This is a genomic window from Nesterenkonia cremea (genome assembly GCF_014642675.1).
GTDB lineage: Bacteria > Actinomycetota > Actinomycetes > Actinomycetales > Micrococcaceae > Nesterenkonia > Nesterenkonia cremea.
Map to the genome: position 1 here is coordinate 1 of NZ_BMIS01000005.1, position 25,925 is coordinate 25,925.

24 protein-coding genes, 1 tRNA gene and 1 rRNA gene are annotated in these 25,925 nt (G+C 68.0%); 17 read left to right on the forward strand and 9 right to left on the reverse strand.

Annotated elements, in window-relative coordinates; genetic code table 11:
• The first annotated feature begins 1 nt into the window (after position 1).
• The 9 genes from rrf to IEW85_RS06670 all read left to right on the forward strand — a co-directional run bounded on the left by rrf (position 2) and on the right by IEW85_RS06670 (position 8,651).
• Positions 2–117: ribosomal RNA gene (rrf, locus tag IEW85_RS06630) — 5S ribosomal RNA — on the forward strand.
• Between the two features lie 131 nt (positions 118–248).
• Positions 249–1,202: a tetratricopeptide repeat protein gene (locus IEW85_RS06635; RefSeq protein ID WP_194461735.1), complete on the forward strand. Its 954-nt coding sequence runs from the start codon at positions 249–251 to the stop codon at positions 1,200–1,202.
• A complete protein-coding gene (locus tag IEW85_RS06640; RefSeq protein WP_188683984.1) occupies positions 1,202–2,011 on the forward strand; it encodes an HAD-IIA family hydrolase in 810 nt (269 codons plus the stop codon). The genes IEW85_RS06635 and IEW85_RS06640 overlap by 1 nt, the downstream gene beginning before the upstream one ends.
• A complete protein-coding gene (locus IEW85_RS06645; protein WP_188683985.1) occupies positions 2,008–2,271 on the forward strand; it encodes a hypothetical protein in 264 nt (87 codons plus the stop codon). Before IEW85_RS06640 ends, IEW85_RS06645 begins: the two co-directional genes overlap by 4 nt.
• Positions 2,272–2,282: 11 nt before the next feature.
• Positions 2,283–3,098, forward strand: a complete 816-nt coding sequence (locus IEW85_RS06650) for a TlyA family RNA methyltransferase (RefSeq protein ID WP_188683986.1) — start codon at positions 2,283–2,285, stop codon at positions 3,096–3,098.
• Between the two features lie 6 nt (positions 3,099–3,104).
• The gene (locus tag IEW85_RS06655) at positions 3,105–4,058 is read left to right on the forward strand and encodes an NAD kinase (RefSeq protein WP_188683987.1); all 954 of its coding nucleotides are present in this window, start codon (positions 3,105–3,107) and stop codon (positions 4,056–4,058) included.
• Entirely contained in the window at positions 4,055–5,836 is a 1,782-nt protein-coding gene (recN, locus tag IEW85_RS06660; RefSeq protein WP_188683988.1) for a DNA repair protein RecN, read from the forward strand. The genes IEW85_RS06655 and recN overlap by 4 nt, the downstream gene beginning before the upstream one ends.
• Entirely contained in the window at positions 5,833–7,527 is a 1,695-nt protein-coding gene (gene pyrG / locus IEW85_RS06665) for a CTP synthase (protein ID WP_188684281.1), read from the forward strand. Before recN ends, pyrG begins: the two co-directional genes overlap by 4 nt.
• 26 nt (positions 7,528–7,553) lie before the next feature.
• The gene (locus IEW85_RS06670) at positions 7,554–8,651 is read left to right on the forward strand and encodes a site-specific tyrosine recombinase XerD (protein WP_188683989.1); all 1,098 of its coding nucleotides are present in this window, start codon (positions 7,554–7,556) and stop codon (positions 8,649–8,651) included.
• Between the two features lie 12 nt (positions 8,652–8,663).
• On the opposite strand, the gene IEW85_RS06675 is transcribed toward IEW85_RS06670, so the two are convergent.
• Genes IEW85_RS06675 through IEW85_RS06690 form a run of 4 tightly spaced genes read right to left on the reverse strand, consistent with a single transcriptional unit; the run spans position 8,664 to position 12,972 of the window.
• Entirely contained in the window at positions 8,664–9,800 is a 1,137-nt protein-coding gene (locus IEW85_RS06675; RefSeq protein WP_188683991.1) for a bifunctional 2-methylcitrate synthase/citrate synthase, read from the reverse strand.
• An 11-nt stretch (positions 9,801–9,811) separates the two neighbouring features.
• A complete protein-coding gene (prpB, locus tag IEW85_RS06680) occupies positions 9,812–10,723 on the reverse strand; it encodes a methylisocitrate lyase (RefSeq protein WP_188683993.1) in 912 nt (303 codons plus the stop codon).
• 27 nt (positions 10,724–10,750) lie between these two features.
• Positions 10,751–12,268 (reverse strand): MmgE/PrpD family protein, encoded by a 1,518-nt coding sequence (locus tag IEW85_RS06685; RefSeq protein WP_188683994.1) that lies wholly within the window; start codon positions 12,266–12,268, stop codon positions 10,751–10,753.
• The gene (locus IEW85_RS06690; protein WP_188683995.1) at positions 12,265–12,972 is read right to left on the reverse strand and encodes a GntR family transcriptional regulator; all 708 of its coding nucleotides are present in this window, start codon (positions 12,970–12,972) and stop codon (positions 12,265–12,267) included. Before IEW85_RS06690 ends, IEW85_RS06685 begins: the two co-directional genes overlap by 4 nt.
• A 146-nt stretch (positions 12,973–13,118) precedes the next feature.
• On the opposite strand from IEW85_RS06690, the gene IEW85_RS06695 reads away from it, so the two are divergent.
• From IEW85_RS06695 to der, 8 genes are all read left to right on the forward strand, one after another.
• Entirely contained in the window at positions 13,119–15,044 is a 1,926-nt protein-coding gene (locus IEW85_RS06695) for an AMP-binding protein (protein WP_188683996.1), read from the forward strand.
• Between the two features lie 102 nt (positions 15,045–15,146).
• Entirely contained in the window at positions 15,147–16,034 is an 888-nt protein-coding gene (locus IEW85_RS06700) for a ParA family protein (RefSeq protein ID WP_229658867.1), read from the forward strand.
• Between the two features lie 20 nt (positions 16,035–16,054).
• Positions 16,055–16,867: a segregation and condensation protein A gene (locus IEW85_RS06705; RefSeq protein WP_229658868.1), complete on the forward strand. Its 813-nt coding sequence runs from the start codon at positions 16,055–16,057 to the stop codon at positions 16,865–16,867.
• Positions 16,864–17,475, forward strand: a complete 612-nt coding sequence (gene scpB, locus IEW85_RS06710; protein ID WP_188683998.1) for an SMC-Scp complex subunit ScpB — start codon at positions 16,864–16,866, stop codon at positions 17,473–17,475. Before IEW85_RS06705 ends, scpB begins: the two co-directional genes overlap by 4 nt.
• 45 nt (positions 17,476–17,520) lie before the next feature.
• Positions 17,521–18,453 (forward strand): pseudouridine synthase, encoded by a 933-nt coding sequence (locus IEW85_RS06715; protein WP_188683999.1) that lies wholly within the window; start codon positions 17,521–17,523, stop codon positions 18,451–18,453.
• Positions 18,450–19,604 (forward strand): prephenate dehydrogenase, encoded by a 1,155-nt coding sequence (locus tag IEW85_RS06720; RefSeq protein WP_188684285.1) that lies wholly within the window; start codon positions 18,450–18,452, stop codon positions 19,602–19,604. The genes IEW85_RS06715 and IEW85_RS06720 overlap by 4 nt, the downstream gene beginning before the upstream one ends.
• The gene (gene cmk, locus IEW85_RS06725) at positions 19,601–20,278 is read left to right on the forward strand and encodes a (d)CMP kinase (RefSeq protein WP_308420872.1); all 678 of its coding nucleotides are present in this window, start codon (positions 19,601–19,603) and stop codon (positions 20,276–20,278) included. Before IEW85_RS06720 ends, cmk begins: the two co-directional genes overlap by 4 nt.
• The gene (gene der, locus IEW85_RS06730; RefSeq protein ID WP_188684002.1) at positions 20,262–21,794 is read left to right on the forward strand and encodes a ribosome biogenesis GTPase Der; all 1,533 of its coding nucleotides are present in this window, start codon (positions 20,262–20,264) and stop codon (positions 21,792–21,794) included. The genes cmk and der overlap by 17 nt, the downstream gene beginning before the upstream one ends.
• A 97-nt stretch (positions 21,795–21,891) precedes the next feature.
• Here the strand turns inward: der and IEW85_RS06735 are convergent, their stop codons facing one another.
• The 5 genes from IEW85_RS06735 to nadC form a co-directional block, all read right to left on the reverse strand.
• Positions 21,892–23,031: a serine hydrolase gene (locus IEW85_RS06735; RefSeq protein WP_188684004.1), complete on the reverse strand. Its 1,140-nt coding sequence runs from the start codon at positions 23,029–23,031 to the stop codon at positions 21,892–21,894.
• Positions 23,032–23,321: 290 nt separating this feature from the next.
• Positions 23,322–23,669, reverse strand: a complete 348-nt coding sequence (locus tag IEW85_RS06740; RefSeq protein WP_188684006.1) for a hypothetical protein — start codon at positions 23,667–23,669, stop codon at positions 23,322–23,324.
• A gap of 87 nt (positions 23,670–23,756) precedes the next feature.
• Positions 23,757–23,830, reverse strand: a tRNA-Pro gene (locus IEW85_RS06745).
• Between the two features lie 59 nt (positions 23,831–23,889).
• The gene (locus IEW85_RS06750) at positions 23,890–25,032 is read right to left on the reverse strand and encodes a cysteine desulfurase family protein (protein ID WP_188684287.1); all 1,143 of its coding nucleotides are present in this window, start codon (positions 25,030–25,032) and stop codon (positions 23,890–23,892) included.
• Between the two features lie 2 nt (positions 25,033–25,034).
• Entirely contained in the window at positions 25,035–25,913 is an 879-nt protein-coding gene (gene nadC / locus IEW85_RS06755; RefSeq protein ID WP_188684008.1) for a carboxylating nicotinate-nucleotide diphosphorylase, read from the reverse strand.
• Positions 25,914–25,925 lie beyond the last annotated feature (12 nt).

A 25,925-nucleotide genomic window follows, 5' to 3' on the forward strand; every position in this document is an offset into this window, starting at 1 on the left:
ACGGCGGTCATAGCGTAGGGGAAACGCCCGGATCCCATTCCGAACCCGGAAGCTAAGCCCTACTGCGCCGATGGTACTGCACCCGAAAGAGTGTGGGAGAGTAGGTCGCCGCCGAACACACATTAGATACGAGAGCCGAGTCAAAGGATCAATGGCGATTCTTCGACTCGGCTCTCGTCAGTTAACAGGGAGCCCATCCGAGGTATCCTGAGAAGCGTTCCAGCACCAGAAGGAGAACGTAGACACTCATGGCTGCACAGCCGCCTCGTCAGCGCCGCCCTCAGGGGCGCGGTCGCCAGCAGAACCCCTCCCGCCGTCCGCGGTCGGCGCAGCCTCGGCCTGAGCGCGAACGCCCGCCGCATAATCCGAAGGACCTGCGCCGCGCCAACTCCGAGGACCGGGAGAAGTCTCCCGATATCGACGAGGACGTGACCGGCAAGGAGCTGGACCGCGAGGCAGCCTCGCAGCTGACCAGCCTGACTGACACCAACCGCAAATGGGTCTCCAATCATCTGGTGATGGCTGGCCGTCTGGTGGACATCGATCCGCAGCTGGCCTTCGAGCATGCCTTGGCAGCATCCCGCCGCGGCGGCCGGCTCGGCATCGTCCGCGAAGCCGTGGGGCTCACCGCCTATGCCGCCGGGGACTACGCCGAGGCTCTGCGCGAGCTGCGCACCTACCGTCGGATCACCGGCGACCAGAGTCATCTGCCCGTGCAGGCTGATTGTGAGCGTGGACTGGGCAAGCCGCAGAAGGCTATCGAGCTCGCAGAGTCCCCTGAGGCGCAGAAGCTCAGCGGTTCCGTGCGTGCCGAGCTGGCTATGGTCGTCTCCGGCGCCCACCAGGATCTCGGTGACCTCGACTCCTCGGTGAAGGCCCTGGAGGTCCCTGAGCTCGACATCAACCGGGCCTTCAGCTTCTCGCCGCGCCTCTTCAGCGCCTACGCCGAGGCGCTCAGCGCCGTGGGCCGCGAGGAAGAGGCCCAGAAGTGGGCTCGTCAGAGCCATGTGGCAGAGAAGGCTTTGGGCACCGGCGCCTTCGAAGATCCGGACATCATGGACTTCGACGATGAGCCCGCGGAGCTCCCCACCGTCAAGGACCTGCTGGGTAAGGGCCCGGTGTCTCCGGCCGAGCAGGAGACGGGCGAGGACGACGCCGTTGAGAGCGAGTCCGCACCGGACGATCGGTCCCAGGAGAGCTGATGCCCTCTGCCCTGATCGATCCCCACGATGGTGTGCTCTTCGACCTGGACGGAGTCCTCTACGCCGGAGCGGGAGCTGTCCCCGGCGCGGTGGAGGCGGTCACAAAGCTGAAGGACCGAGGGGTCCGTTGCTGCTTCGTCACCAATAACGCATCACGCTCGGCGGAGCAGGTCGCCGCACACCTGAGCGAGCTCGGCATCCCCGCCCAGCCCCAGGAGGTCTACGGATCTGCCCCCGCCGGGGTGCGCCTGATGACAGAGCGGCTGCCTGGCGGCTCCACCGTCCTGGTCACCGGAAGCAGCTACCTGCGCGGTCTGGTCCAGGAGGCCGGATTCACCGTGGTGGAGCGCGCCTCTGATCGGCCGAATGCGGTCATCCAGGGCTTTGACCCCACGCTCGGATGGGAGGATCTTGCCGAGGCCGCCTATGCGATCAACGCAGGTGCCACCTGGTTCGCCACCAATCTTGACCTGAGCATCCCGCGGGCAGAGGGCATCGCCCCAGGCAACGGTGCATTGGCCGCCGCCATCACCCACGCCACGGGACAGCACCCTCAGGCGGCCGGCAAGCCCGAGCCGGTGCTCTTCGAACAGGCCGCCGCCGGGCTCGAGCTCTCTGCACCGCTGGTGGTGGGGGATCGCTTGGACACCGACATCCTCGGCGGCAACCGTGCTGAGTTCACCACCGCGCTGGTGCTGACAGGCATCGACTCTGCCGAATCCGCCGCCGGTGCTGCTGCGGACCACCGGCCGCGCTGGATTCTGCGGACCCTCGACGACCTCTTCTCCGGGGAGCATCGATCGCTATGACCCAAGAGCACCACGAGCAGGAGAATCTCGAGGGCGAGCAGCGGGAGGAGCAGGTCGAACAGCCGGAGCTCTCTGAGGCTGCGCCGCAAGAGGGCGCCCCTGCAGAGGGCACGTCTGAGGAAGACAGCCCTGAGCCGGACACTGCCGAGCAGGATGATTCTGACGAGATGAGCCTGGAGGCGCTGGAGACACATATCCAGGAGGCCGAGGAGCTGCACCACAGCCTCAGTCGTCGCCTGGATGCGACCAGCCGAGACTAGAGAGGCCCCAGATGGAGCGAATCCGCCTGGACAAGGCATTGGTGGATCGTGGTCTGGTGGCCACACGCAGCCGTGCCGCCCAGCTGATCCAGTCTGGAGCGGTCACCGTGGACGGTCAACAGGCCCAGCGTCCCGCCGTGAAGATCACTGCTGCCCACAGTGTGCGGGTCACCGCGGAGGATCCCTGGGTCAGCCGTGCCGCCCATAAGCTCCTGGGCGCCCTCGAGGCCTGCCCCGAGGTCTCCGTGGAGGGCACCCGATGCCTGGATGCCGGAGCCTCCACCGGAGGCTTCACCCAGGTGCTGCTCTCCCGCAGAGCTGCCCAGGTGGTGGCCGTGGACGTGGGGCACGACCAGCTGGCCCCACCGCTGCGCCAGGACCCCCGCGTGGAGAACCGCGAAGGCCTCAACCTGCGCCACCTGCGCCCCGGAGACCTGGGGGAGTCCTTCGACCTCATCGTCGCCGACCTCTCTTTCATCTCTCTGCGCCTGGTCCTGGCTCCCCTTGCCCCGCAGATCCGCGCCGGCGGCGACATGCTCATCATGGTCAAGCCGCAGTTCGAAGTGGGGCGGGAGCGTCTGGCCCGCACCGGCGTGGTCACCAGCCCCCAGCTGCGCCGGGAGGCGGTGGCCGGCGTCGTGGACTCTGCTCTTCAGGCCGGGCTGAGGCTGGAGTCGGTGCACCGCTCGGCCCTGTCCGGACAGGACGGGAACCTCGAATTCTTCCTGCACCTGCGCCGCCCGATGTCACAGGATGTGGACAGTCGAGGTGCGGTGTCTGAGGTGGACAGTAAGCTGGGGAGCATCGATTTCGACGACAAGGAGTAGGTGCTGATGACGAGGGAAGTGCTGGTGCTGGCCCACACCGGTCGCCACGACGCCGTCGAGGCCGCCGCCGCCGTCGTCACCCGCCTGGTCTCAGCGGGGCTGACTCCCGTCATGTTGGAGAAGGACATCGACTCGCTGGCCCGTCTGCTGGGCGATGAGTTCCAGAACACCCCGGTGGCCGTGGCCGGACGCGAAGTCCCGCTGCAGCGCTGCGAGGTGGGCATGGTCCTCGGCGGAGACGGCTCCATTCTGCGGGCCGCCGATCTGGTCCGCGAGGCTGACCTGCCGCTGATGGGCGTGAACCTCGGCCATGTCGGCTTCCTCGCCGAATCGGAGCGCACTGAGCTGGATTCCTCCGTGGAATGGGTGGTCGAGCAGGACTACACCGTGGAGCGCCGCATGGCCCTCGACGTCCAGGTCTGGAATGCCGGCGAGCATGTCGGCAGCAGCTGGGCTCTGAATGAGGCCAGCATCGAGAAGCACTCTCGGGAGCGGATGGTCGACCTGGTCATCGAGATCGACGGCCGTCCGGTCTCCGCCTTCGGCTGCGACGGCGTGGTCATGGCCACCCCCACCGGCTCCACCGCCTATGCCTTCTCCGCAGGCGGCCCCGTGGTCTGGCCCGAGGTCCAGGCCCTGGTCATGGTGCCGATCTCCGCCCATGCCCTGTTCTCCCGGCCCCTGGTGGTGGACCCGGACTCGATCATGGCCGTGGAGGTGCTCCAGCGCGAGGACGAGCACGGAGTGCTGTGGTGCGACGGCCGGCGCTCCCTGGAGCTGCCCGCCGGATCCCGCGTGGAGGTCACCCGATCCGAGCGCCCGGTCCTGCTGGCCCGGGTCAACCAGACGCCCTTCTCCGAGCGGCTGGTGGACAAGTTCAACCTGCCCACCAGCGGCTGGCGCGGCCCCGTGGACGCTGAGAACCAGGTCTCCCACCCGATGGGGGAGGAGATCCGATGATCGAGAACGTCACCATCAGCGACCTCGGCGTCATCGAACGCGCCGAGCTGCCCCTGCATCCTGGCTTCAACGTGGTCACCGGTGAGACCGGTGCGGGCAAGACTATGGTGGTCACAGCGCTGGGCCTGCTGCTGGGCGCCCGGGCCGAGGCCACCGCCGTGCGCCGCGGCGCCGATAAGGCATCTGTGGACGCCGAGGTCACCGTGGAGGCAGGACATCACTCCGTGGAGCTCGCCCGCGAGGCCGGAGCCTGGCTGGACGAGGAGCCTGCCGAGGAGGGGAAGGACGACACCGCCGCCGCCTCCGACCAGCAGATCCAGCTGCTGCTGGGCCGCGCGCTCAGTGCCAAGGGCCGCAGCCGAGCCAGCGTGGGCGGACGCAGCGTGCCGGTGACCATGCTCGGTGAGATCGGATCCTCCTTGGTCACCGTCCACGGACAGAGCGACCAGCTGCGCCTGAAGTCCGCCGCCGCCCAGCGCGCCGCCCTGGACCGCCACGCCGGCGAGGAGTTCGCCGCCGCGCTGAAGAGCTACCGGGCGGGCTATCAGGACTATCTGGCCAAGCGCGACGAGCTCGAGGAGATCACCACCAACGAGCGGGAGCGACGCCGCGAGGCCGAGCAGCTGCAGCAGGCTCTGGAGCAGATCGATGAGGCGGACCCGCAGCCCGGCGAGGATGCCGCGCTGAAGGAGGAGTCGCTGAAGCTGGAGAACGTGGAGGGCCTGCGCGAGGCCGCCCGCAGCGCCCAGCAGGCGCTCTCAGGCCCCGACGCCGCCGAGACGGCCGTGGATGCCCCCAATGCGGTGGAGATGGTGGAGGCCGCCGCCGCGGCCCTGGCCGGAGTCCAGGACCAGGACCGTGAGCTCGGTGAGATCTCCGAGCAGATCAGCTCCGTCTCCTCGCTGCTCAACGACGCCGCCTCACAGCTGGGCGTCTACGCCGCGAGCCTGGACGAGTCCGGGCCCGAACGCCTGGCCGAAGTCCATCAGCGCCGCGCCGAGCTGGACCGCCTCATCCGTCTCTACGGCCCGGATATCGACGCCGTGCTGGCCTGGGCCGAGGAGTCCCGTCAGCGGCTGAGTACGTTGCAGTCCGATGCCGACCGCATCGATGACCTGGCTGCCGAGCTGGAGCAGCTCGAGTCGAAGCTCTGGGAGTCGGCCGAGGACCTGCGCCGGCGTCGTCAGGAGACCGGGGAGCGGCTGGCCGAGGCGGTCAGCGTGGAGCTCACCGCTCTGGCCATGCCCCATGCGCGGATCGTGGTGCAGGTCGCAGCTTCTCAGGAGCTGGGGCCGCACGGCGCGGATACGGTGACGCTGCTGCTGGCCCCGCACTCCGGCTCCGATCCGCTGCCGCTGGGCAAGGGGGCCTCCGGTGGTGAGCTCTCCCGCGTCATGCTCGCCCTGGAGGTGGTGCTGGCGGCCAAGACGGATACCGGAACCTTTATCTTCGACGAGGTGGACGCCGGCGTCGGGGGCAAGGCGGCCGTGCAGATCGGCAGACGTCTGGCCATGCTGGCCCAACACGTGCAGGTCATCGTGGTGACCCACCTGCCCCAGGTGGCGGCCTACGCGCAGAACCACATCCGCGTCTTCAAAGAGTCGGTCCCGGGAGAGGGCGACACCGGAGGGTTCACCGCCTCCGACGTCACCGCTCTGGACGAGGACCAGAGGGTCAGCGAGCTCGCCCGGATGCTCGCCGGCCAGGAGGACTCCGATTCGGCCCGTGCCCATGCACGGGAGCTGATCAGCAATGCATCGTGCACCGCTCACGACTGATAGGATGGAACCCCGTGGCGCAGCGAAACAATTCACGGAACCAGAACAGCCTCCCTACTACTCGACAGATCTTTGTCACCGGAGGCGTCGTCTCCTCCCTCGGCAAGGGCCTGACTGCATCGTCTCTGGGGCATCTGCTCCGCGCACGGGGCCTCTCCGTGGTCATGCAGAAGCTCGATCCCTACTTGAACGTGGATCCGGGCACCATGAACCCCTTCCAGCACGGTGAAGTCTTCGTCACCGAGGACGGTGCTGAGACCGACCTGGACATCGGTCACTACGAGCGCTTCCTGGATGAGAACCTCGACGGTCTGAACAACGTGACCACCGGGCAGATCTACTCCACGGTGATCGAGAAGGAGCGCCGCGGCGACTACCTCGGCGACACCGTCCAGGTCATCCCGCACATCACCGATGAGATCAAGCGCCGTATGCGCCTTCCCGCCGATGAGGCGGAGGAGGGCAAGGCCCCCGACATCATCATCACCGAGATCGGCGGCACCGTCGGCGACATCGAGTCCCAGCCCTTCCTGGAGGCGGCCCGTCAGGTCCGTCAGGACATCGGCCGGGAGAACGTCTTCTTCCTGCACGTCTCCCTGGTGCCCTTCATCGGCCCCAGCCAGGAGCTGAAGACCAAGCCCACCCAGCATTCGGTGGCCGCACTGCGCTCCATCGGCATCCAGCCCGACGGCATCGTGCTGCGTTCAGGCCACGAGCTGCCTCAGGAGATCCGCGGCAAGATCTCTCGGATGTGTGATGTGGGCGAGGACGCCGTGATCAACTGCCCGGACGCCCCGAGCATCTACGACATCCCGCGCATCCTGCATAAGCAGGCCATCGACGCCTATGTGGTCCAGTCCCTGGATCTGAAGTTCCAGGACGTGAACTGGGAGACCTGGAACAAGCTGCTCAACACCGTCCACCACCCCGATCACGAGGTGGAGGTGGCCCTGGTCGGCAAGTACATCGACCTGCCGGACGCCTACCTCTCGGTGACCGAGGCGCTGCGGGCCGGCGGCTTCGCCCACAATGCCAAGACCAAGATCCGCTGGGTGGCCTCCGATCTGTGCGCCTCCGAGGAGGGAGCGGCCAAGGCCCTGGAGGGCGCGGACGCGATCTGCGTGCCCGGCGGCTTCGGTGTGCGCGGCCTGGACGGCAAGATCGGCGCACTGCGCCATGCTCGTGAGAACGGCATCCCGGCTCTGGGCCTGTGTCTGGGGCTGCAGACCATGGTCATGGAGTACGCCCGCAACGTGGTGGGACTCTCCGAGGCCAACTCCACCGAGTTCGACCCGGACACCCAGTTCCCGGTGATCGCCACCATGGAGGAGCAGAAGGACATCGTCGACGGCGCCGGCGACCTCGGCGGTACGATGCGCCTGGGCTCCTACGCCGCCTCCCTGGCCGAGGGCAGTGTGGTGGCCGGAGCCTACGGCGCCACGGAGATCACCGAGCGTCATCGCCACCGCTACGAGGTGAACAACGCCTACCGCGAGCAGCTCTCCGAGGCGGGACTGGTCTTCTCCGGCACCTCCCCGGACGGCACACTGGTGGAGTTCGTGGAGCTTCCGGCGGAGCAGCACCCCTACTACGTCTCCACCCAGGCGCACCCGGAGCTGAAGTCGCGGCCGACCAACCCGCATCCGCTCTTCGCTGGTCTGATCGGCGCCGGCCTGGCCCGCCGCGGCTGAGCCGCAGAGATCCGGCATCTGAACCGATGGAGGTGGGGGAGCGCTACCGGCGGCTGCGCGCCGAGGTGCCCTCCACCTCCATCGGGGGGGAGATCACCGACTATCTGACACATCTGCGGATCGAACGGGGCTCCTCGGAGAACACGCTGAGCTCCTACCGCAATGATCTGCTGCGCTATGGGGCCTTCCTGCTGCACCAGCAGATCAGCGAACCCCGGCAGATCGAAGAGACGCTGATCGCCGAGTTCCTGCGCACTGTGGGAACCGGTGAGGACGGCGGCTTCGCCATGGCCGAACGCTCTCTGGCCCGCATTCTCGCCTCCGTGCGCGGACTGCATAAGTACTGGGCGCAGGAGGGACGGACCACCCACGATCCGGCGGCCCATGTCACTGCGCCCAAACCCGCTGAGACGCTGCCCAAAGCGCTCAGCGTGGATGAGGTCCAGCGCCTGCTGGAGGCGCCCAGCCGCGCCACCGCACTGGGCCTGCGCGACCGCGCCCTGCTTGAGTTCCTCTACGCCACCGGCGCGCGCATCACCGAGGCAGTGTCACTAGATGTGGATGACGTTCACGTCATCTCTCAGAAAGCGGATACAGAGGTCCCCGGGCATCCGAAGGATGGCGGGGGCGGTCCGCGAACGGGTGTCCACGTGAACGACGGCGGGGGAGAGGGAAACCCCGATCAGCTCGTGGTCGTCCGGGTCACCGGCAAGGGCGATAAGCAGCGTCTGGTCCCGGTGGGCACCTTGGCCCAGCAGGCCATCAGCAACTACCTGACCGCTGGTCGGCCGGAGTTGGCCGAGGCGGTGGCGAGGTCCTCGGCGAAGAGCCGCCGGGCGCCGTCGCCGGCTCTGTTCCTCAACAAGCTCGGCGGACGGCTCTCTCGGCAGTCGGCCTGGACCATTCTGCAGCGCCATGCCGAGGAGGCCGGCATCGAGCAGGAGGTCTCACCGCATACGCTGCGGCACTCCTGCGCCACCCATATGCTCGACGGCGGCGCCGGGATCCGCATGGTCCAGGAGATGCTGGGCCACGCCTCGGTCACCACCACGCAGATCTACACCAAGGTCAGCGCGGAGGTGCTCCAGGAGCAGTACGCCACAGCCCACCCCCGCGCCCGCTGAACCTCGGTGCTCCTACAAGGAACGTTCCGCGGGACCCGAGTAGGCACTCAGCGGCCGGATCAGCGAGTTGTCAGCCCGTTGCTCGCGGATATGAGCTGTCCACCCGGTGATCCGTGAGGCGATGAACAACGGAGTGAACATCTCGGTGTCGAAGCCCATGAGGTGATACGTGGGCCCGGCCGGATAGTCCAGATTCGGCAGGATGCCCTTGGCCTCATCCATGGCGGCCTCCAGCCCGTCGTAGAGGCCCATCAGCTCATCGCGCCCATAGTGCTCCACCATCGCATCCAGCGCCGATTTCATCGTCGGCACGCGGGAGTCGCCGTGCTTATAGACGCGGTGCCCGAAGCCCATGACCTTCCGGCCGCTCTCCAACGCCTCCTCCATCCAGGACTTGGCCCGGGCGGCAGCCTGCTCACGGGTCTCCTGGGGATCGATGCCGATCTCCTCGAAGGTGTGCATCACCGCCTCATTGGCGCCTCCGTGCAGCGGACCCTTCAGCGCACCGATGGCAGCGGTGATCGCCGAGTGCAGATCCGAGAGCGTGGAGGTCACCACGCGGGCGGTGAAGGTGGAGGCGTTGAAGGAGTGCTCCGCGTAGAGCACCATCGAGACGCGGAAGGCATCCACCACCTCAGGTGCGGCCTCCTCGCCGAAGGTCATCCACAGGAAGTTCTGCGAGTAGTCCAGGTCCGGGCGGGGCTCCACCGGCTCCAGCCCGCGCCGGCGTCGTTGGTCATAGGCGACCACGGCGGGGAAGGCGGCGAAGAGCTCCTTGGCTTTGGCCAGCTCGGCCTCGGGGGAGGAATCCTCAGCCTGAGGGTGGTCGGCCCCCAGCACGGAGACCGCGGTGCGGCCCACATCCATGGGGTGGCAGTCGGTGGGCAGCAGATCCACTGCGGACTTCACCCGCGGGCCCAGCGCCCGGTGGCTGCGCTCGAAGGCGATGAACTCCTCGCGCTCCTGCTCAGTGGGCGGCTCACCGGTCCACAGCAGCAGAGCGACCTCTTCGAAGCTCAGCTGTGCGGCCAGCTGCTGGACCGGGTAGCCCCGGTAGAGCAGCGAATTGGTCTCCGGGTTCACCTTGGAGATGGCGGTGTGGTCGGCGACCACTCCGGCCAGGCCCTTATAGATCGTCTCTTCGCTCATCACTGACCTCCTCAGGTCGTGTAGTGCTGTGGGACTTCGAAGTTGAAGATTCCGCTGTCGAAGGTGTTGTAGGTCTCGTAGTCGACCAGTTCGTAGAGCCGGGCGCGGGTCATCATCTGCCCCACCGCCGGCTGTTGGGTGCCCTCGCTGCGCAGCGTGTCCAGCGTGCGCTCCACCGCGCCCATCGCTGAGCGCAGCGAGGTGACCGGATAGATGATCAGCGCGACGCCGGCCGCGGCCAGCTGGTCACGGGTGTAGAGCTCGGACTTGCCGAACTCGGTCATATTCGCCAGCACCGGGACCTCCACGGCGGAGCAGACGGCCTCGAACTCCTCCAGGCTGCGCAGCGCCTCCGGGAAGAGGGCGTCCGCTCCTGCGTCCACCATGGCCTTGGCTCGGTCGATGGCGGCGTCCAGGCCCTCGGTGGCACGCAGATCCGTCCGCGCCATGACCAGGAAGTTCTCGTCCCGGCGGCCCTCGGCCGCCGCACGGATCCGCTTGGTGGCGGTCTCCAGGTCCACCATGTTCTTCCCGTCCAGATGCCCGCAGCGCTTGGGATTGAACTGGTCCTCGATATGGCAACCGGCGATCCCCGCGTTCTCCAGCTCCTGGACGGTGCGGGCCACGTTCATCGGTTCCCCGAATCCGGTGTCGGCGTCCACCAGCGTGGGCAGATTCGTCAGTCGGGCGATCTGCCCGGCCCGCTGGGCCACCTCGGTCAGCGTGGTGAGCCCGACGTCGGGCAGGCCCAGCTCATTGGCCAGCACCGCCCCGGAGACGTAGAGGCCGTCGAAGCCCTTCTCCTCGATCAGCGGGGCGCTCAGCGGGGTGAAGCTGCCGGGGAACTGCCGGGCGGCGCCCGGGGTGAGCATCGCGCGGAGATCCTTGCGCTTCTGCTCGGGGGTGGTCTGTGCGTAGAGCATCAGGTGACTCCTCTCGGATCGGTCCGCTCAGAACAGCCCGCGGGGACCGGCGGACGGGTCGATCACGCCGTCGGCGGCTCGGATGTTCAGCTGTCCCAGCTCTCCGGCCTCCAGGGACTCCAGGCGCTGGACCGCCTGCAGGAAGCGCTCGATCTCCTCAGCGGCGATGACCGGCTCGGCCAGGGCGCGGAACTTGGCGATGTACTGCCCGCGGGCGAAGGGGCGGGCGCCCAGCGGGTGGGCATCGGCCACGGCGATCTCATCGGTGATGGTGCTCCCATCGCGGAGTCGGATCTCCACGGATCCGCCGAAGGCCTTCTCCGAGATGTCCGGGGAGTGGTACCGGCGGGTCCACTCCGGGTCCTCCTCGGTGGTGACCTTGTGCCAGAGCGCCACGGTGTCCTCCCGGCCCGCGCGCTCCGGGGCGTAGGAATCCACGTGGTGCCAGGCGCCGTCCTGACACGCCACGGTGAAGATATAGGGGATGGAGTGGTCGAGGGTCTCGCGGGAGGCGGTAGGTTCGTATTTCTGCGGGTCGTTGGCCCCGGAGCCGATCACATAGTGGGTGTGGTGGCTGGTACGGATCAGCACCGATTCCACGTTCGCCGGATCGGTGACCTCCGGATGCTCCTGGTGCAGCTTCCGCGCCAGATCGATCCAGGCCTGGGCCTGGTACTCCGCCGAATGCTCCTTGGTGTAGGTGTCCAGGATGGCGCGCTTAGCCTCACCGGGGGCGGGCAGCGGAACGGTGTATTCGGCGTCGGGACCGTCCAGCATCCAGGCGATGACCCCGTCCTCACCTTCGTAGATCGGCACCGGGGAGGTCTGGCCGCGCAGGGATCGGTCCACCGCCTCCACCGCCATCTTCCCGGCGAAGGCCGGGGCATGGGCCTTCCAGGTGGAGATCTCGCCCTTGCGGGACTGGCGGGTCGCGGTGGTGGTGTGCAGCGCCTGGCCCACCGCCTGGAAGATCGTCTCGGTCTCCAGGCCCAGCAGCGTGCCCAGTCCTGCGGCGGCCGAGGGACCCAGATGGGCCACGTGGTCGATCTTGTGCTTGTGCAGGCAGATGGCCTTGACCAGGTTCACCTGGATCTCATACCCGGTGACGATCCCCCGGATCAGATCCGCCCCGGAGCGTCCGGTGTGCTGTGCCACGGCCAGGATCGGCGGGATGTTGTCCCCGGGGTGGGAGTAGTCGGCGGCCAGGAAGGTGTCGTGATAGTCCAGCTCGCGGACGGCCACACCGTTGGCCCACGCGGCCCATTCGGGGGAGGAGGCTCCGTCCACGCCGAAGATCGCGGCGCCGGAGCCGTTGGCCGAGACCGGGTGGTCCAGTGCCTGGGCGCGGGCGGCCACGATGGGCGCACGGTTCAGCGAGGCCACCGCCACCGAGGCATTGTCGATGATGCGGTTGATCACCATATCGGTGACCTCCGGATCGGTGCTCACCGGGTCCACCGCGGTCTGGGCGATCTTCCAGGCGAGCTGGTCCTGACGCGGAAGGTTCTCTTCGCTGCGGTAGACGCGGACAGTGTGATCGATCATGAGGGGATCGCTTCCTTCCGTAGGGAGTCTTCCTGGGATGTCTGGTTCTCTGCTGCTGCTTTGATGTAGGTCAGGCTGCGGCGCAGATGCACTGCGGCGGCGGCCCGGGCCAGTTCGGGATCTCCGGCGGCGATGGCGCGGCAGATGTCCCGGTGCTCATACGCGGAGGCGGTCAGCCGCTGCGGCTCGTCCTGGGCCAGGCGCCGGATGCGCACCAGATGCACCCGCAGCGACTGCAGGGCCGTGCTCAGATACGGATTGGCCACGGCGGCGTCGACTGCGGCGTCGAGCTCCGCGGCCAGCCGGTAATATTCCGAGGTGCTGGGCTGGTCAGGAGCGCCGGGCTGGTCGGCCGTGCCGGGGCCGTGCTCGGCCACGGCGGCGAACTCCTCGGCCAGGGTGGCGAAGGGAGCTCGCTCTCCGCGCTGGGCGGCCAGCTGGGTGGCCTGGGTCTCCAGCGGGATGCGCAGCTCGAAGAGGTGATCCACATCGGCAAGGGAGATCGGGCTCACCACCGTGCCGCGGCCGGGGGACTGCAGGGCCAGGCCGGCGGCGGTCAGCCTGGAGAAGGCCTCGCGGATCGGGGTCCGGGAGACGCCCAGGCGCTCGGACTGCTCCACCTCGCCCAGCACAGTGTCTGGGGCCAGGCGGCCCTCCACGATGTCATCGCGCAGCGCGGTATAAGCCACATCACTTGCTCGCATGGGATCAGTGTATACACAGTAGGAGTGATTGACGAGAGTCAGCAGGATTATCTCCAAAGATTCACCGCTGGAGCACTATCTGTGTATACATGCTTCCGCTATAGTGTGATGCACATCATGGTCTCAGGCAGGAGGCAGGAGGAACTATGGCATATGCGGATCTCTACACCCGCTCCGTGCAGGACCCCGAGCAGTTCTGGCTGGAGGCGGCCCAGGCCGTGGACTGGGACTGCGCCCCGCAGTGCGCCCTCGACGACTCCCGCGCACCGCTCTACCGGTGGTTCCCCGACGGACGGCTCAACCTCTGCCACAACGCACTGGACCGCCATGTGGCCGCCGGACGCGGCGAGCAGACCGCGCTCATCTACGACTCCGCCGTGGCCGGCGGGCAGTCCGGCGAGCGCGGCCCACTGCAGCAGAGCTTCAGCTACCGCGAGCTGCGCGATGAGGTGGCCCGCACCGCCGGGATGCTGGCTGACCTCGGCGTCGGGGCCGGGGACCGGGTCATCCTCTACCTGCCGATGATTCCCCAGGCGCCCATCGCCATGCTCGCCTGCGCGCGGCTGGGAGCGGTGCACTCGGTGGTCTTCGGCGGATTCGCCGCCGCCGAGCTCGCCTCCAGGATCGACGACGCCGCACCGGATGTGGTGCTCACCGCGGCCGGAGGCATCGAGCCCAGCCGACTCGTGGAGTACCTTCCCACAGTGGCCGAGGCGGTCCGACTGGCCGAGCATGAGGTCTCCCATGTGGTGGTCAGCCACCGCGAAGGCTTCGCACACAGCCGCGAGGAGGCCGCCGAGGGCTCTGCGGCCCAATGGCATGACTGGGAGACCGCGCTCGCCGACGCCCAGCCGGCGGACCCTGTGACCGTGGCGGCCACCGATCCGCTCTATGTGCTCTACACCTCCGGCACCACCGGCAGGCCCAAGGGCGTGGTCAGGGACCAGGGCGGCACCGCCGTGGCGCTGAGCTGGTCGCTGCCGGCCATCTTCGACGTCGGCCCCGGCGACACCATCCTCACCGCCTCCGATGTGGGCTGGGTGGTGGGCCACTCCTATATCGTCTACGCCCCGCTGCTGGCCGGGGCCACCACCGTGCTCTATGAGGGCAAACCGGTGGGAACCCCCGACGCCGGCGCCTTCTGGCGGCTGGTCCAGGACCACCGCATCACCTCGCTGTTCACCGCGCCCACCGCCCTGCGCGCCATCGGGAAGGCGGATCCGCAGGCCGAACGGGTGGGGGAGTACGACCTGAGCTCCCTGCGGTATCTCTTCGCTGCTGGGGAGAGGCTGGATCCGGAGACCCAGCGGTGGATCGGGGAGGCCCTGGGCGTCCCGGTGATCGACAACTGGTGGCAGACCGAGACCGGCTGGCCCATCGCGGCCAATCCGGCCGGCGTCGAGCTGCTGCCGGTGAAGGAAGGCTCGGCCACGTTGCCGGCGGCCGGATATCAGGTGGAGGTGCTCGATCCCTTCGGCGAGCCGCTCCCGGCCGGTCAGGAGGGAAACCTCGCCATCCGCCTGCCCATGCCGCCGGGCACCCTGACCACGCTCTGGGGCGATGACCAGCGGTATGTGGACTCCTATCTCACCGCTTTCCCCGGTTACTACACCACCGGTGACTCCGGGTATATCGACCAGGACGGCTATGTCTTCGTCATGGGCCGGACCGATGATGTGATCAACGTGGCCGGCCACCGGCTCTCCACCGGTGAGATCGAGGCGGCCGTGGCGGCCCATCCTGCCGTGGCCGAATGCGCGGTGATCGGACTGGCCGATGAGCTCAAGGGACAGCGGCCTTCGGGCTATGTGGTGCTGAAGTCCGGAGCCCAGATCGCCGAGGAACAGCTGCGCGCGGAGCTAGCCGCCCAGGTGCGCAGCAGCATCGGACCGGTGGCCGACTTCAAAGACGTGGCCGTGGTCGGGGCTCTGCCTAAGACGCGTTCGGGCAAGATCCTGCGCAAGACCATGCGGCAGATCGCCGACGGCGAGGACTACCGGGTGCCCTCGACCATCGAAGATGCCGGGGTCATCGAGGAGCTGCTGCCGGTGCTGCGGCGAGCTGCCGGGTGAGTGCGGACAACCTTCAAGTTGGACTTGTCCCGTCATATTGTCTGAAACATGCTGCGCGATACTCTGGTCAGGTTGCGGACTGCAGAGGAAGGCAGGAAGACGTTGACCAGCGAGCAGCCGAGAGAGCTCTTCACCATCCACGGAGATGCGATCATCGGCCCCACCGGCCGCCCCAAGCATGAGTTCCCGGTGCCCAAGGCCCTGGACGGCCACGGCCCGGCACGGACCATCGCGATGGTCAATCAGAAGGGCGGAGTGGGCAAGACCACCTCGGCCATCAACCTCGGCGCCGCCCTGGCCGAATACGGCCGGCGCGTGCTCATGGTGGACTTCGACCCCCAGGCCGCGCTGTCGGCAGGATTGGGCACCAGTCCGCATGACCTGGAGACCACCGTCTACAACGTCATGATGGAGCGCGAGGTCTCCGCACGGGACGCCATCGTCTCCACCCATGTGCAGGGCGTGGACCTGCTGCCGGCCAACATCGACCTCTCCGCGGCTGAGGTGCAGCTGGTCAACGAGGTGGCCCGCGAACAGGTCCTCGACCGTGCGCTGCGCCCGGTCCGCGACGACTACGACGTCATCATCATCGACTGCCAGCCCTCGCTGGGCCTGCTGACCGTCAACGCGCTCACCGCGGCCCACGGCGTGGTCATCCCGCTGGTGGCCGAGTTCTTCGCCCTGCGTGCGGTGGCGCTGCTGGTCGACACCATCGAGAAGGTCCAGGACCGGCTGAACCCGGACCTGGAGGTCGACGGCGTGCTGGTCACCATGGTCGATCTGCGCACCCTGCACAGCAAGGAAGTCATCTCGCGCATCGTGGAGGCCTTTGGGGAGAAGGTCTTCGAGACGGTCATCAAGCGCACGGTGAAGTTCCCCGACGCCACTGTGGCCGCCGAACCCATCACCTCCTATGCGCAGAAGCATGAGGGCGCCAAGGCCTACCGCCAACTGGCCCGTGAGCTGGTGGCTCGGGGTGGGGCGCCATAGAGCTGGAGGCTGCAGATGCGGTGCCGGAGGAGGCTGAGTCCACCTCCGGCTTCTCCGTCTCCCTGGAGAACTTCGACGGCCCCTTCGACCTGCTGCTGGGGCTGATCGCCAAGCGGAAGATGGACGTGACCACAGTGGCCCTCTCCGCGGTCACCGACGAGTTCGTGGCCTATGTCCGCGAGCTCTCCCACGAGAAGGCGCTGGACGAGTCCTCCAACTTCATCCTGATCGCCGCCACCCTGTTGGACCTCAAGGCGGCCCAGCTGCTGCCCAGCGCAGAGGTGGAGTCTGAGGAGGACATCGCCGCCCTGGAAGCCCGCGACCTGCTCTTCGCCCGTCTGCTGCAGTACCGGGCCTTCAAACAGATCGCCGGGCACATCAAGCAGGCTGCCGAGCAGAACGAGGGCCGCTGTCCGCGCCAGCCCGGCACCGACCCGGAGCTGGCCGGGCTCATGCCCGAGCTGGTCTTCAAGACCACCCCCGAGGATCTGGCCGCCATCGCCGAGAAGGCCTTCGCCCGCCCGGCGGCAGAGCCCGACGACGTCCGCCTGGAGCATCTGCACGCCCATGCGGTCAACATCCGTGAGGAGATGCAGACGATGACCGCCGTGCTGCGGGCGGCCGGCACCGTCAGCTTCTCCGAACTGGTCTCCGACGCGGCCAACCGACTGGTCGTCGTCGTACGCTTCCTGGGCCTGCTGGAGCTCTTCCGCGACCGCGACGTGGAGCTGGAGCAGGCCACACCCCTGGGGGAGCTGACCGTCACCTGGTCCGGCTCCGAGACCGGAGAGACCGAGGCCCTGAGCCGTGCCGAAGAGGAGTGGAACGAATGAGTGACCCCGCGCTGGAGGACCACAGCAGCAGCGAGCTGGTCGCCCACGAGGATCATCTGGCCGCACTGGAGGCCGTGCTCATGGTGGCCGAGGAGCCGGTCGCCCCGGCCGAGCTGGCCGCCGCGCTCAAGCTCTCCGAGCACCAGGTGGTCGCCCTGCTCGATGAGATCAGGCTCGACGCCGACGGCGAAGGCGACGGACGACAGCGCGGCTACGAGCTGCGCCAGGTGGCCGGGGGATACCGGTTCTACTCCCGGCTCACCTACGCCGATCAGGTCTCCGCCTTCATCCTGGGCGGCCAGACCGCGCGGCTCTCCCAGGCGGCGCTGGAGACCCTCGCCGTGATCGCCTACCGGCAGCCGGTGGCGCGCTCGCAGGTGGCGGCCATCCGTGGAGTCAACGTGGACGGCGTCGTGCGCACTCTGGTCCACCGGGATCTGGTGGACACCGCCGGAACCGATCCGGTCACCGGCGCCACGCTGTATACGACCACGCCGACCTTCCTGGAGAAGCTGGGCATCGGCTCGGTGGAGGAGCTTCCGCAACTCTCCCCACATCTGCCCGGTGTGGACGCCGTGGAGGAGTTCGGCGAGTCGGACCGGTACTGAGGGCCGCTTCGTCCCCAGCCTCTCTGGGCCGATAGACTGTCCCTCATGACTTCCCGGAAAGAGCCGCGTGCCGCGCGTGCTGCGCGCACCCCTCCACCGGGCAGGTCCGGCGGACCCTTCGCCGGGGAGGACCCGCAGCGGATCCTCCGCAGCGGCCCCCAGCGGTCCAAGCCGCGGCTGAGCGAAGCCGAGCAGAACTTCGAATCCGTCCATGACCCGGACGGCATCCGCCTGCAGAAGGTCCTGGCCCAGGCCGGCGTGGCCTCCCGGCGCGTCTGCGAGGGTCTCATCGCTGAGGGTCGGGTCGAGGTGGACGGCAAGGTCGTCGTCGAGCCCGGTGTGCGTGTGCGTCCGGAGGCCGTGACCATCCACGTGGACGGAGTGCGGCTGAGCCTGGACGTGGAGCACCGCTACGTCATGTTCAACAAGCCCGCAGGAGTGGTCACCACTCTGTCGGACCCGCAGGGACGCCCCGCGATCAACGACCACCTCACCGAGGAGATGGTCGCGGCACGCCTGGTCCATGTGGGCCGGCTGGACCGCGAGACCGAGGGACTGCTGCTGCTGACCAACGACGGCGAGCTGGCCCACCGGCTCACCCATCCCTCCTATGAGGTGCCCAAGACCTACATGGTCGAAGTTGCCGGTTCGGTGAGGAAGTCCGTGCCCAAGCAGCTGCTGGAGGGGATCGAGCTCGAGGACGGGCCCATCGCCGCCGACAGCTGCCGCATCCTGGGCAGCACCGGCAGCCGCACCATGATCGAAGTGACCCTGCACTCGGGGCGCAACCGGATCGTGCGGCGCATGTTCGACCACGTCGGCCACCCGGTGCTGCGTCTGGTGCGCACCGCCATCGGCCAGATCACCATCGGAGACCAGAAGCAGGGCACTGTGCGGGATCTGGGCAAGCAGGAGCTGGGCCACCTGCTCGAGCTCACCGCCGCACCCACCACGCCCGAAGGAGGGGAGAGGCCCTGAACCCGCTGACCACAGTTCCCGAGTCCTCCCGCGAGACGCCCACCGTCCTGATCCGCGGCACCGGACTGCTCGGGGCGAGCATCGGCCTGGGCCTGCGTGCCGCCGGGCACACGGTCTGGCTCTCCGACATCTCGGCCACCGCCCAGCGGATCGCCGAGGACATCGGCGCCGGCACGGCGTGGAACGGTGAGGACGAGGCAGAGATCGTGATCGTCGCCGCGCCCCCGGAGTCCACCGCCGAGGAGCTCGCCGCAGCCTTGGCCCATCACCGCCAGGCCGTGGTGCTGGACATCGCCTCGGTGAAGGCCGGTGTGCTCACCGACCTGATCCGGCTGGCCGAGGCCCCCGACTTCGGCCTCGACCGCGCCGATCTGGGCCGCTATGTGGGCACCCACCCGATGGCCGGGCGTGAGCGCTCCGGGCCGGTGGCCGCCCGCGGCGAGCTGTTCACCTCTATGCCCTGGGTCATCTGCCCCGCAGAGCACCCCCACGCCGGCCGGCTCTCCACCGATGCCGCCGTGGCCTGGGCCGAGGAGATCGCACGCCGGCTGGGCGCCAGCATCCACCGGATGACGCCCAGCTTCCATGACGAGTCCGTGGCGCTGATCTCGCATCTGCCGCAGGTGGCCGCCTCTCTGGTGGCCAGCCGGCTGCAGGACGCCCCCTCCGATGCGCTGGAACTCTCCGGCAACGGACTGCGCGACGTCACCCGGATCGCTGCCAGCGATCCGAACCTCTGGGTCCAGATCCTCAGCGGCAACTCCGCTGCGGTGCTGGAGATCCTCTACGGGCTGCGCGAGGACGTCCAGCGGCTCATCGGCACGCTGGAGGACCCCTCGGCGGCAGGGTCTCAGGCCGATCTGGCCCAGCTCATCGCGGAGGGCAACGCCGGTGTGGCTCGGATCCCGGGCAAGCACGGCGCACCGCCGCGGGCCTTCTCGGTGCTGACGGTGATCGTGGACGACAAGCCTGGTCAGATCGCCGCAGTCCTCAACGATGTCGCCATCACCGGGGTGAACGTGGAGGACATGCGCATGGATCACTCCGCCGGCCACCAGGTCGGTATGGTGGAACTCTCTGTACTGCCTGGCAGGCGGGATGAACTCGCCCAGGCGCTGAACGAAATGGGATGGAAGGTGGTCCAGTCGTGAGCCGACTGATCGTGGCCGTGGACGGACCCTCGGGGTCCGGCAAGTCGAGCGTCTGCCGTGCCGCGGCCAAGACGGTGGGAGCGGCCTACCTGGACACAGGGGCGATGTACCGGGCCGCCACCTGGTACTGCCTGGACCAGGACGTGGACCTCGATGACGAGGACGCTGTGGCTCTGGCGGTGGAGTCGCTGCCGCTGTGCATCTCTACGGATCCGGACCACCAGGTCATCACCGTGGGGGAGACCGACGTGACCGCTGAGATCCGTGAGGCTCGCATCTCTGAGAAGGTATCCGAGGTCGCCACCAACCGCAGGGCCCGCTCCCTGCTGATCGCCGCCCAGCGGCAGCTCATCGACGACGCCGGCTTCGTGGTGGCCGAGGGCCGCGACATCACCTCTGTGGTCGCCCCCGACGCCCAGGTGCGGGTGCTGCTGACCGCCTCGGCCGAGGCGCGGCTGCGCCGTCGGGGTCTGCAGATGGGCGGCACCCAGTCCGAGCAGGACCTGAAGGTCCAGGTCCTGGAGCGGGACAAGAAAGACTCTGCAGCATCGAACTTCACTGAGGCGGCCGACGGTGTGGCCGTTCTGGACTCCTCAGACCTCACCCTCGAGGAGACCGTCGAGGCGCTCGTGGGCCGTATCCAAGGAGCAGCATCCCATGACCCAGCACTCTGATTTCGGCGACGAGTACGTCCCCGCCACAGAGGACGACCGAGTCGCCGAGCGGCTCGCCGAACTGACCGAGGAGGAGACCGAGTCACGTGCCGAGGCCCTGCGCGCCGGCCTCGAGGATTATGAGCTCGAGGACGACGACGCCGCCCTGCTGAGCCTGGAAGAGGGCGAGGAGGACTACGAGCCCTTCGTCCCGGCACCGCCGGTGCTGGCCATCGTGGGCCGGCCGAATGTGGGCAAGTCCACCCTGGTCAACCGCATCATCCGTTCCAAGCAGGCTGTGGTGGAGGACGTCCCGGGCGTGACCCGTGATCGCGTCTCCTATGACGCCGAGTGGAACGGCAAGGACTTCACCCTGGTGGACACCGGCGGCTGGGAGCAGGACGCCAAGGGTATCCATAAGCGGGTGGCCGAGCAGGCCGAGCTGGCTGTGGACGAGGCCGACGCCGTGGTCTTCGTGGTCGACGGACTGGTGGGTGCCACCGCCGTGGACGAGGCCGTGGTCAAGATGCTGCGCCGGAAGAAGAAGCCGGTGATGCTGGCGGCCAATAAGATCGACGACTCCTCCCAGATGGCCGAGGTCTACGCACTGTGGAACCTCGGACTGGGTGAGCCCTACCCGGTCTCCGCGCTGCACGGCACCGGCACCGGCGATCTGCTCGACGCCGCGGTCAAGGCTATGCCGGATACCGCTCAGCACGGCGGAATGGTGCCGCTGGGCGGACCGCGTCGCGTGGCCCTGGTGGGACGGCCGAATGTGGGCAAGTCCTCGCTGCTGAACAAGCTGGCCGGCTCCGACCGCGTGGTCGTGGACAACGTCGCCGGCACCACCCGCGACCCGGTGGACGAGCTGGTCGAGCTCGGCGGGGAGCAGTGGCGTTTCGTGGACACGGCGGGTATCCGACGCCGGCAGCATATGGCCTCAGGCTCTGAGTACTATGCGATGCTGCGGACCCAGCGTGCCCTGGACAAGGCCGAGGTCGCCGTCGTGCTGCTCTCGGTGGAGGAGCCGGTCTCCGAGCAGGATGTGCGGATCATCCAGATGGCTCTGGACTCCGGCCGCGCCATCGTGCTGGCCTACAACAAGTGGGACCTGCTCGATGATGAGCGTCGCTTCTACCTGGAGCGTGAGATCGAGCGGGACCTGGGGCATATCTCCTGGGCGCCACGGGTCAACGTCTCGGCCCGGACCGGTTGGCATAAGGACAAGCTGGCGCCGGCGCTGGAGACCTCGCTGGAGAACTGGGAGCAGCGCATCCCCACCGGGCGGCTCAACGCCTTCCTGGGTGAGCTGGTCGCAGCGCATCCGCATCCGGTCCGCGGCGGCAAGCAGCCGCGCATCCTCTTCGCCACCCAACCCTCCACGCGGCCGCCGCGCTTCGTGCTCTTCACCACCGGTTTCCTGGATCCGGGCTATCGGCGGTTCATCACGCGCCGGCTGCGCGAGACCTTCGACTTCACGGGTACGCCCATCGAAGTCAGCATGCGCGTCAGGGAGAAGCGCAAGCGCAAGAAGTGATCGCTCCGCCTCGCGAAGGCGTCCATACAGAGAAGTCCCCGCAGCCCACGGGCTGCGGGGACTTCTCTGTATCGAGAGGCGTGGGCGGCTCAGCGGCTCAGCCGTAGAGCGCGGCTTCGACCTCCTGGGTGATCGCGGCCAGGGACTCCCAGTTGGAGCCCTCGGACATCACGGTGAGCACATAGGTGCCCTGTGGGTGATGGACGATGGCGGCATCGTGGAGGAATTCGTCGAGGAACCCGGGCTTATTCATCACCGTGCCGGTGGTCCCGGAGGGGACGCCCAGGCGGTGGATGTTCGCGGCCAGGGACTGCAGCATGCGGTCGTGTCCCTCGGGGCTGATGTCCAGGCTGCCCGACTGCAGGGCGGCCAGGAAGGTGGTGAGGTCCGCGGCGGTGGTGTGGAGGCCGGCGTCGTTCTGGCCGGAGTTCATGGTGCCCACGCTGGCAGCATCGGAGTAGATCTCATCCCAGCCGATCTCGTCGGCGATCTCCTCCGGGCAGGGGTTGTCGCTCAGGGCGAGCATGTCGTGGAAGCACTGATCGAGGTCGCGGTCGCCCTGGATCTCGTCATCCCAACTCATGTGGCCGGCCTCCACGCGCAGCAGCACGCTGTAGGCCACGTAGAGCTTATAGGTGCTGGCGCTGATGCGGGTCTCACCGGCCTCGTAGGAGCCGAGGCGGCCCTCTCCGGTCATCTCGGCCACGCTGATGGAGAACTCTCCCGGGTAGTTCTCGGCGATCTGCTCCAGGGACTGGTTCAGGTCTGCGGGGTAGGTCGCGTCAGTGGGCGGCTCTACCGGCTCGTCGGACTCGTGGACGGCGCCCTCCTCGGGGTCGCCCTCGTCGAGTTCATCGGCCGGACCTTCGTCATCCTCCGGATCCTCAGGGTCCTGGGCCGGTTCGTCCTGCTCCTGCTGCTCCGCCTGCTGGGACTGGTCCTGCATCTGCTGCAGTGTCTCGCCGGCCTCGGCGATGGTCTCGCGCTGGAAGCCGACCTGCTGGGCGACCTCCTGGGGCAGGGGAGTCTGGACCTCCGGCAGCTCGCCAGCGGGTTCGGGGGAGGCTTCGCTCTGCTGAGGGGGCTCTGCCGACTGGACGCGCTCTTCCTCAGCGAAGGGGTTGGTCCCGCAGCTGGTGAGCACCAGGGAGAGACCGGTGAGCGCGCCGACGACGGCGGCAGGTCGGGGGAGCCCGCGGCGCGGACGCTGCCCCCGAGAGCGCGGTTCTGCAGACATGTGGGGAAGTCCGGGGCGGTGTGGGAGAGGTGTACAGGAGATTAACGCCCCAGGGCGAAGCTACAGGTCGGATCTGAACGATGCGATGAGCACGGCGTGTTCCTGCGTGTCGGATTCACCACACTGCCCGGGACAGTGTGACGGTGGGAGCGGCCGGGAGCTCCACTTGTGTCCGGTGTGGGATCACCCCCGGTTCTGCCTGATTTCCGCCTATTCGGCCTTGTTTTGAGGAACAGCGCGGGGCGAACCGAGCAGTCGGCCCTGAGGGGCTGGGACTGCGGACGTTCAGGTCACTTGAGCCAGGGAGATTGTTCAGGTGCTTTCTGAGCGGCCGCAGTTTGAGTGCGCTTCTTCGTGGGCGCGGCAGGCGTAGGCTTCGCCGGTCCGGCAACGTTGAGCTGGTGACCGCAGATCTGTCTCAGCAACGTGATGATCTGAAGGAACCCGCCATAGACGATCAGGCAGATTCCGAGGCTGGCGAGGGCCCCGACAAGTGGCCACACTGACTTTCCGGAGACCATGATCGCGAAACCTGCAATGACTGCCAATCCGCAGATGACGGCAGTGATATTCCAGCCAGCGCTCATGGCCCCTTGGCCAGGAAGTGTCTTCTTGATATTCGGTTTCGGCGTCCCCATAGCTTGAATAGTAGCGGAAAGCGGGTGCCGGACATGAGAAAACCCCAGGAGAGCGGATGACCTGCCCTGTCCTGGGGTTTCAGCGAGTCGGGCTAGCGGGATTTGAACCCACGACCTTCCGTCCCCCAGACGGACGCGCTACCAAGCTGCGCTATAGCCCGATGTCCTTCGCGTGCGAAGCACCAGAAGAGTCTACAACACGATGAGCCCGACCGCATGTTCAGACCTCAGAGACGATCTCCGCGGCCCGCAGAAGCTCCTCCTGAGGGGTCTCGGCGCCAAAGGTGAACCGCACGGCGGCCTGCGCCTCTTCAGGCGATAAGCCCATGGCCAACAGCGTGGGGCTGGGGTCCTGGCTGCCGGCGTCGCAGGCGGAGCCGGAAGAGCAGCTGATGCCCCGCCGCTGCAGATCCAGCAGCACGGATTCCCCGCTGCGCCCGGTCATCAGGAAGGAGGCATGCCCCGGAAGGCGGCGACTGCGATGTCCGGTGAGCTGCGGCGCCGCCCCTCCCGGTCCGGGCGCGCCCTGCTCCACTCGGCGGATGAACTCATCCCGGAGGGCCGCCAGCGCTGAGACGTCCTCTTGTGCCGCCAGATCCAGAGCGGCGGCCATCCCCACCGCACCGGCCACGTTCTCAGTGCCCGAGCGCCGGCCGCGCTGCTGACCACCTCCGTGGATGAGCGGTTCGAAGGCGGTGCGCCGACGCAGATACAGCACGCCGATCCCTTTGGGCGTGCCGAGCTTATGCCCGGCCAGGCTCATGGCCTGCACGCCCAACTGATTCACATTCAATGGCAGCTGACCAGCGGCCTGCACGGCGTCGGTGTGGAACGGAACCCCGTGGGAGGCGGCGACGCCGGCCAATGCCGGGATGTCCTGCACTGTGCCGACCTCGTTGCTGGCGTACTGGATGCTCAGCAGAGCTGCGCCGCCGTCGGCCCTGCTGCGGGACAGGGCAGCATCCAGGTGCTCAGGGGAGACCAGGCCGGTGGAATCCACCGGCAGGACCTCGGTCTCATAGTCGAAGCGTTCCAGCCAGCGGGCGGAGTCGAGTACGGCCGGATGCTCCACCGCGGAGACCATCACGCGGCGCGGGCTCCCGGCGGCCAGGGCGATCCCTTTCACCGCGGCGTTATCGGCCTCGGTGCCGCCCGAGGTGAAGATGATCTCAGTCGGCCGGGCGCCCAGGTGCTCAGCCACCCGACGCCGGGCCCGCTCCAGGGCCTGGCGCGCCTGCTCACCGGGCTCATGCTGAGAGGCGGGATTGGCGAAGGCTCCGGTCAGATAGGGCCACATGGCCTCCAGCACGGCACGTCGAGGTGGAGCGGTGGCCGCATGGTCCAGATAGGTCGCAGCAGGGATGGTCACTGGAAATCCAGCCCCAGGTCGAGGGCGCGGACGCTGTGGGTCAGGGCGCCTACGCTGATGAGGTCCACACCGGTCTGCGCGATGGCCCCGACCGTCTCCAGGGTGACTCCGCCGGAGGCTTCGACCAGTGCGCAGCCGTGGATCATCTCCACTCCGCGGCGCAGGTCCTCGAGGGAGAAGTTGTCCAGCATGATGGTGTCCGCCCCGCCTTCCAACACTGCTGGGATCTGGCTGAGGCGGTCGACCTCCACCTCCAGATGAGTGGTGTGGGGCAGGGTTGCGCGGGCCCGGCGCAGCGCCGATGTCAGATCCTCCGAGCCTTCGGAGAGCATGGCCAGGTGGTTGTCCTTGGCCATGACCGCATCCGAGAGGCTGAACCGGTGGTTATGGCCGCCGCCGCACCGGACGGCATGGCGCTCCAGGGCTCTGAGCCCCGGCGTGGTCTTGCGGGTGTCTGCGATCCTGACCCCGGTGGCCTCCACGGTGCGGACATACTCTGCGGTGAGTGTGGCGATCCCGGACATGCGCTGCACCAGGTTCAGTGCGGTGCGTTCGGCGCTCAGCACCGCGCGGGCCGGGCCACGGACTGAGGCGAGCCGCTGGCCGGTGTCGAACCGGGCGGCGTCGGGAAGGGCGCCCTGAACCTGAACGGCGGGGTCCAGGGCGGTCATCGCGCGGCTGAAGACCTCGCCGCCGCTGAAGACACCGGGTTCCCTCGCTACCAGATGAGCCTCTGTCACCGCCTGGGCCGGAACGAAGCACTCAGTGGTCAGATCGCCGAAGGGCACGTCCTCCGCCAGAGCCATCCGGATCACCGCATCGATCTGTGCAGCTTGGAGGGACTGGGCAGGTTGAAGAGAGTGCGCTGTCTGCATGGGACTCTGCAT